General features: G+C 34.4%; 5 protein-coding genes. All 5 read right to left on the bottom strand.

Annotated features, from left to right (window positions below; all coding sequences use genetic code 11):
* Positions 1-107: 107 nt before the first annotated feature.
* Positions 108-1,259 (bottom strand): ROK family transcriptional regulator, encoded by a 1,152-nt coding sequence (locus COZ07_RS03915; RefSeq protein WP_406607280.1) that lies wholly within the window; start codon positions 1,257-1,259, stop codon positions 108-110.
* Between the two features lie 99 nt (positions 1,260-1,358).
* Positions 1,359-1,895 carry a D-lyxose/D-mannose family sugar isomerase gene (locus COZ07_RS03910; RefSeq protein WP_406607279.1) on the bottom strand — a complete coding sequence of 179 codons (537 nt, stop codon included), beginning with the start codon at positions 1,893-1,895 and terminating at the stop codon, positions 1,359-1,361.
* Between the two features lie 45 nt (positions 1,896-1,940).
* Positions 1,941-3,092, bottom strand: coding sequence for a carbohydrate kinase family protein (locus tag COZ07_RS03905; protein WP_406607278.1), 1,152 nt, complete (start codon positions 3,090-3,092; stop codon positions 1,941-1,943).
* 36 nt (positions 3,093-3,128) lie between these two features.
* The gene (locus COZ07_RS03900) at positions 3,129-4,331 is read right to left on the bottom strand and encodes a mannitol-1-phosphate 5-dehydrogenase (RefSeq protein WP_406607277.1); all 1,203 of its coding nucleotides are present in this window, start codon (positions 4,329-4,331) and stop codon (positions 3,129-3,131) included.
* Positions 4,332-4,362: 31 nt separating this feature from the next.
* The coding region (locus tag COZ07_RS03895) for a hypothetical protein (RefSeq protein WP_406607276.1) at positions 4,363-4,594 on the bottom strand (232 nt) is incomplete at its 5' end.

Genomic DNA, 4,594 nt, shown 5'->3' with positions numbered 1-4,594 from the left:
TGAAAACAAGATAGTAAATTATTAATTATTTTTCTTTCTTTTATTTCACCTCCTTAAATTTTTTAATCTCTATTTGCTGCAAAATTACCTCGGACTGATAAGCTGTTTTAAATTTCTGAACACTTTTTTTCTAACCAATGGATCATGGCATAAATTCCTGCTCCACTCGGTACCGCATTTGATGAGATACTGGAGAATTGAATATTCACTGCTTGCTCTCCAAATAAATAGCGAGATACAATTTTCCTAATCGGTTGGATCAAAGGTTCTCCTAAGACCACCATTTTCCCTCCAATAAATACAGTCTGAGGTCCAATCATATGAATAGCATTAACAATAGCGGAACCTATCCAAGTCGCTATCTTTTTTACAATTGAGTTAGCAATCTGATTATCTTGTTGAAGTAATTCAGCTATGCTTTTTAAACTTTTTACTGACAAGCCCTGAGAATTAGCCCAACGTAGTAAGACATCTGCTCCGGCAATATCTTCCAGATACTGAAATTTCCCTTGTTCATAACATAAAAAATGTCCGATCTCTCCTACAAAATCATAAGTACCCTGATAAAGCTCATCATTAATAATGACTCCCGCCCCTATACCTTCATTTAGAAGTATATTGATAAAATTATGTATATTTCTTCCACTTCCCAACCACTTCTCTGCCAAAGCACAAACATTAGCGTCATTTTCTATCCAGACGGGAACCCCATATTCCTTTTGTACTATACTTCTCAAAGGAACATTTTTCCATCCTTTAAATTTAGGAGGTTTTTTTACCACACCAGTCTGCGCATCCAAAGGTCCTGGTATTCCAATACCGATTGCTCCAATATTAATTTTCTTTTTTTTTGCATATTCTCTTATTTTATTAATATTAATAAATAAGCTATTAATAACTCCCTCTAAACCAAATTTTTCATAATCTTCTCCTCTATTATAAGTAATAATATTCATTTGTGCATCCATTAGTAATGTTTCTATCCGTTCCCTACTAAGATGTACACCTATGGTATAAACTGCATCAGCTCTAATATGAAGAGGAATGGGAGACTTTCCGATATTGCCAGTAGAAACTTGATTTGATTCTTCGACAATACCAGAATCTTTAAACCCTTTAATGATGGCAGAAACAGTGGTTTTGGTTAGACTGGTCATTCGGGATAATTCTACTCGAGAGATACCGTCTTCTTTCAGTAAAATATGGAGTAAAGTATTAGCATTTTTTTTTCGTGTACCTTCTGGCTTCAGAACTAACATAGAAGCTCCTTATTTTAGTTAGTAAACTATACTTACTAAATATTTTATACTACCTTTCTTTTTTTGTCAACCTATATTGGTAAAATTTTAACTCCTAATCTATTCCTCCGGAACTCTCTTTATATGAAGATCGGTGAATATATCACTGGCATCATCACTATACGAGGAAAATTCAGAGATAATTGCTCCTACCTCTCCGGCTTTAAACCAGTGCAGTTTGTTCTTCTTAATGGTATGTTGGTCTCCCGGTTTTAAAATAATTTCGTGAAATACAGTATAATATTTTTCATCACCAGTAGGGGGAGAAGCATGGAGATTTGGGCTTTTCTCTCCTTCGACATAAAGATAAACTAAACCATAACGACAGCGAAATGTTTCCTGTTTTCCATCAACACCATTATGATCAGGGTGGCGATGTTCAGGACAAGTTTGATTAGGAAACAATACCATCTCTTTCGCACAATACCTAAAGCTATTTATATATACTACAAAAACCAGACCGCTTCTTGCAAAATCATTTAGACCAAAATCAGCAATTTCCATATTTTCTTTCTCTTGCGAAGAAAGAACAATACCTGCTTTTTGAAAATATTCAAGGGCTCTTGCTTTTATTCTTTCTTTTTCTTCTTCTCTCATTTTTCCACCTCCTTTATTCTCATTATTTTTAAAATTGAAAAATAATTATCTGACCTGATCCTCAGGACCTTTCCAAATCTTATATTGATAATCAAATTTCCAATGGTCTAGGGGGATAGAAAGTGACAAGCGCTCCCACCCAGAGGTTACTCTTTTTATAATTTCAGGTAAAGGTCGAATTCCTTCAGTAGCATCAACCGCTTCTACACAACAAGCACCTACCGCGGTAGCTAAGGTAATGCACTTTTCTGGTTCTCCTCCCTTTAAAAGTTCCGCTAAAAATCCAGCAATAGTAGCATCTCCGGTCCCGGTAGTTCCTTTAACTTCTGCAGCAAAACAAGGGGATAAAAGCTGCCGATAATTCCAATCTTGATGGTTAATTATAGAGGATAAATTGCTTTTTTCTATCTGGTGAGTTCTCAAATACAAACCCTGGTCACCTAACTTTATTGCCACTACCTTCGTCCCATAATCAATCAATTGCTTAGCTAATTGATTTAATAATACCATATCAAATCTCTCTCGCTTTTCATAAATTTTATTATACTTCTCTGGTCTTAGCATATATAATAGTTCATCAATGCTGGGCATAAAAATATCCACCAGAGGTAAAACATTTTTAAAAAATTTAAACCAATCCACTCTACCAGCAGGAGATTCAGGGTCCGGCATAGCCATATCCAGACTGGTTATTATTTTCATCTTTCTAATCCTTTGAAACATTTTTACCAATTCTTTTCCATCGTTCTCATAAAATTTTTGCATTAAGGGAGGATATCCAAAATGAAATATGCGACTGCTTTTTATTTTTTCATAAGGAATATCATTCGCAGTAAAGGTATGATTGGGTCCAGGGTAATGTAAAAAGACCCGATCAGTATCTGGCGGGTTTAAAACAATAGTATAAGAAGAAACCTCGTTTCCGCTAATAATCATATTTTCGGCTAAAGTTTTACCTTCTTTCTTTAAAATCTCTAAAATAACCTTCCCAAAGGCATCTGTTCCAACTTTTCCCAATAAAGCAGTGTTAATTCCTAACTTTTTAAGAGCTATTCCGGTATTAGCTACTGCACCACCGGTGGATAATTTTAATCCTGACATTTCCAGAATATGTCCGGGAATAATGGTCTTAATACTCCCTATCCTCCAATCTGGAATAATATCTAAACAGATATGACCAGCAACGACTATATCCATAAAATCTCCTATTTTAAAAATAAAAAAATATTTTTATTAAATTAGGTTCCCTTTTTCAATTTCTTCCCTAACTTTTGCTTCCTCATCCTGATGGCTGGATAGATGACACACATTTTTTAATATATGTTTTAATCCTCTTGGATATTCTCGCTGGAAAAATATTTTATCGAGGGGATACATTTCCCCTTTCTGGTCTTTCGCTTTAAAATTTAAAGCAGCATAAAATACTTTTTTGATCTTATGGTAAGGAACGTTTTGTTTTTGAGCCAAAAGCATTGATCCTACTAATCTTTCATTTTTGTCTAACTTACGATACAAATCTCTACCTACCCGAAAAATAGTATCTCTTAATGATTTATTTTGAAATCTAAAAAGTAGATCATCAATATGGTTTTGTAAATCCTGTAGAGCAAGATCTTTTGGGTAGGCCTCATTCAAAGCTACTGCTGACTGCTTCATACCTTCTCGAACAATTTTATAAATTTCTGGCAGCTCTAATGCTTCATATATATAAGTCATTTTTGAATCATATTGATACCCTAAATAAGCTGCTGCGGAATGACCTAAATTGTGGATAAAGAGTTTTCTATCTACATAGGCCTTGATATTTTCAACTGCTCGAAGATCTCTAAGATGAGGAAGTGGGGTTTTAAAACCTTTTTTATCCACAATAAGAGTATTATAAGGCTCGGCAAATATCCATAATAAGTCCTTTTTTTTATCTTCCTCTTTCATCAGAGGAACCATTTTACCTATGCTTGATTCAATTAATCCCACCAATTCATCGAAAGGATATTCTAAGGGAAGTAAGCTTTTTAATTCCTTTCTTAAATAATCCGCTACATTCCTAAAATTCTCGGCAATAATAATATCTAAAGGATTTTTCCTTCTTTTTTCATCTCTCCATTGAAGCCCTTGAGCAATTACCGGAACAATTTGAGGCAAGGCATTTTTTCCTACTGCAGTAGCCAGGATATCCGTATCTACTATTTCCCGAATAACTGCCTCTTTATCATAACCATTTATAGCCCTTATATTTTCTATCAAAATAATTTCATCGGGAAGCTCATTTCTCTTTATTACTAACTTATAGGCTCTTTTTTTGTTGAGTTCCTTTACCAATTCTTTATTGATATCAATAAAAACAACTTCATATCCAGAACGGGAAAATAGCTGTCCAATAAATGATCTTCCAATATTCCCCGCTCCAAATTGAACCATCTTTTTTTTATATATCATTCTCTTTCGCTACTCTACCTAAATTAATTTTTTACCCTAAATCCCTCTTTTTAACTGTGAGTATCTCAGGAAGTAAACCATCAGCTCCATAGCCTTGAATATAAAAAGTTCCTGCAAATAAGGTAATCTGAATTTCACCAGGGGTGCTAGCGCTTTCCGGAAACCATTCTGGCGTGTTCATAGCAACCTCATTAAAGGGATTATATAAACCTGCATTTTGCGCTATGCTTACAGCATCATCACGACTAATGTCTCTCTCATTA

Origin of the sequence: Candidatus Infernicultor aquiphilus (genome assembly GCF_002784285.1) — a bacterium.
GTDB lineage: Bacteria > Atribacterota > Phoenicimicrobiia > Phoenicimicrobiales > Phoenicimicrobiaceae > Infernicultor > Infernicultor aquiphilus.
The sequence above is the reverse complement of the archived record's forward strand: the minus strand, read 5'-3'. Positions and strand labels throughout refer to the sequence as shown.